We start from the raw sequence: 2,335 nt of genomic DNA, 5'->3' as shown, positions 1-2,335 counted from the left end.
GGGCGGGACGGCTCGTGGGGAAGAAGCCCGCCGCTCTCAGCTCCCGCAGGGAGTCGCGGACCGCGTCGGCGACGAAGGCCACGTCCTCGTCCGTATGGGCGGTGGACAGGAAGAAGTTGCGCCATTCCCAGACGTACACCCCGCGCAGCAGCAGGTGGTGGTACAGCAGTTCCATGTCCGCGCGGTGCTCGAAGCGGAACTGCGACCCGAACCACCGCACCCGCAACGGGAACTCCTCCTCCTCGAAGAAGGCGTTGAGCTCCGTGCCGAGGGCGGCGGTGCGGGCATTGAGCCGCTCCTGCAGCGCGGGACTGTGCTCCTTGAGGTGCCCCAGGACGGCCCGCGCGGCGGTCATCGAGACGGGGTGCTGGAGGTAGGTGCCGCCGAAGAAGGTCGTGTCGGCCGGCGGCGTGCTGTCGTCGCCGTAGCTCCAGTGCCCGCCGTCGACGCCGTCCAGGATGTCGGCGCGGCCGGCGATGGCGCCGATCGGGAAGCCACCGCCGATCAGCTTGCCGTAGGTGGCCAGGTCGGGGACGACTCCGTAGAGCTCCTGTGCGCCGCGTGGGGCGGGCCGGAAGCCGGTGAGCATCTCGTCGAAGAGCAGCACGATCCCGTGCCGCCGGGTCAGTTCCCGCAGCCGGCGGACGAACTCCACGGGCTGGAGCGCCGGGTGGCGGCTCTGCACCGGCTCGACCACGACGGCGGCGATCCGGGAGGCGTCCCGCTCGATCGCCTCCAGCGCCTCCTCGCTGCCGTAGGTGAGCACGGTGAGGTCCGCCACGGCGCTCTGCGGAATGCCCCGGGACACGGGGACGGTGCCGTCACCCGAAGGGCGTCCCAGGACGTTGTCGGCGTGCCCGTGGTAGGCGCCCTGGAAGGTCACGACGCGGTCCCGGCCGGTCGCGGCGCGGGCCAGCCGGATGGCGGCGGCATTGGCCTCCGTCCCCGAGTTGGCGAAGGCGACCCGCTCCGCCCCGGTCAGTTCGGCCAGCAGTTCCGCCGCCTCGCCGGTCTCGGTGCTGCGGGGACCGAGCCGGATGCCGCGCGCCAGGTGCTCGCGGACGGGCTCGCGCACGAAGTCGGGTTCGTGGCCGAAGAGCAGGACGCCGAAGCCCATGGTGATGTCGACGTAGGAGTTGCCGTCGACGTCCTCGAGCCGCGACCCGCGCGCGGCGGCGCCCGCCAAGGGGTACAGCATCTCCTTGGTGGCCCGGCGGAAGCCGACGACCGCGCGGCTGTCCGCCAGGACGCGGCGGTGCCGGGCGGCGATCGACTTGGAGGTCGGGGTCTTCGCCGTGAAGCGGCGAACCAGGTCGTCCAGATGGGCGCGTTGCGACTGCGGCGAGGCGTTCCGCACCATGCCGGCACCGGGGTCGACGGTCACCCGGGGACCGTGCACCTCTGCGGGTGCCTCAGGTGCCTCAGGTGCCTCGGGCGCGGCGGGTGCCTCGGGTGCCTCGGGCGCCGCGGGTGCGGGGGCCGTGGCGGCGGGCGCGCCCAACTGGCCGGCGATGCGTTCCGCCAGGTCGGACATGGCCGCCAGGTCGCGGTCCAGGGAGGCGTTCAGTCCGTCGAGGTCCGTCACCGGTTCACCTCGGCCGGCCGGCCCGTCACCGAGGCGGCCTGGAGGGCCAGCAGCTGGGACAGCTGGGACATCATCTGCAGTTGGATCTGCGACAACTGATTTACCCGGCGCGCGAGTTCCTCCATCTCCCCGCGCGTCACCAGGTCCCCGGCAGCCGGAGCGGGTACGGCGTCCCGGGCGGCCGAAGGGGCAGCTGTGACCGTGGCCGCAGAGGCGACGGGAGCGGACGCCGTGCCGGAGGGCGCGGCCGGAGCCGGAGCATGGACCTGGGCCTGGGCCGGAACCGGCACGGGAGCAGGGGCGTGAGCGGGGGCGGCAACCGGGGGAACGCACGACGCCGGGCTGTGCGCCGGGGCGGGGAGTTCCACCGGCCCCGGCTCCGCGGCGGCCCTCAGCACCTTCGCCGGGGCCCGCTCGGCCATGAGCCGCGCCAACAGCCGCGGTGTGCCCGTCTCCTCGAAGAGCTCCCGCATGGTGATCTTGACCTCGAACTCCTTCTCCAGCTCGCGCAGCACGTTGATCATCTGCAGCGAGTCGGCCCCCAGGTCGAAGAAGGTCGTGTCGCCCTTCACCGCGGACGGGTCCTCACCGAAGTTGCGTGAGGTCGACTCCACGACGGCTTCGAGTATCCGCTCCACCAGTGCCTCACGCTGAACCTGCTCCGCTGCCACGGTGCGTTCCTTTCCTGTGGTCGTTCCCTGTCGAGGGGCCCCGGGTCGGGGCCCCGTCCAGTGGTTCCGGTGCTGGAAC

2 protein-coding genes are annotated in these 2,335 nt (G+C 72.7%); both read right to left on the bottom strand.

Going from position 1 to position 2,335, the window contains the following annotated elements; all coding sequences use genetic code 11:
- The coding region (locus ACOV8S_RS32775; protein WP_448322286.1) for an aspartate aminotransferase family protein at positions 1 to 1,585 on the bottom strand (1,585 nt) is incomplete at its 3' end.
- On the bottom strand, positions 1,582 to 2,256 hold the full coding sequence (locus ACOV8S_RS32770; RefSeq protein ID WP_448322284.1) for a phosphopantetheine-binding protein: 675 nt from the start codon (positions 2,254 to 2,256) through the stop codon (positions 1,582 to 1,584). The genes ACOV8S_RS32770 and ACOV8S_RS32775, both read right to left, overlap by 4 nt.
- Positions 2,257 to 2,335 lie beyond the last annotated feature (79 nt).

The sequence above is a fragment of the Streptomyces sp. CO7 genome, from assembly GCF_053474865.1.
The sequence above is the reverse complement of the archived record's forward strand: the minus strand, read 5'-3'. Positions and strand labels throughout refer to the sequence as shown.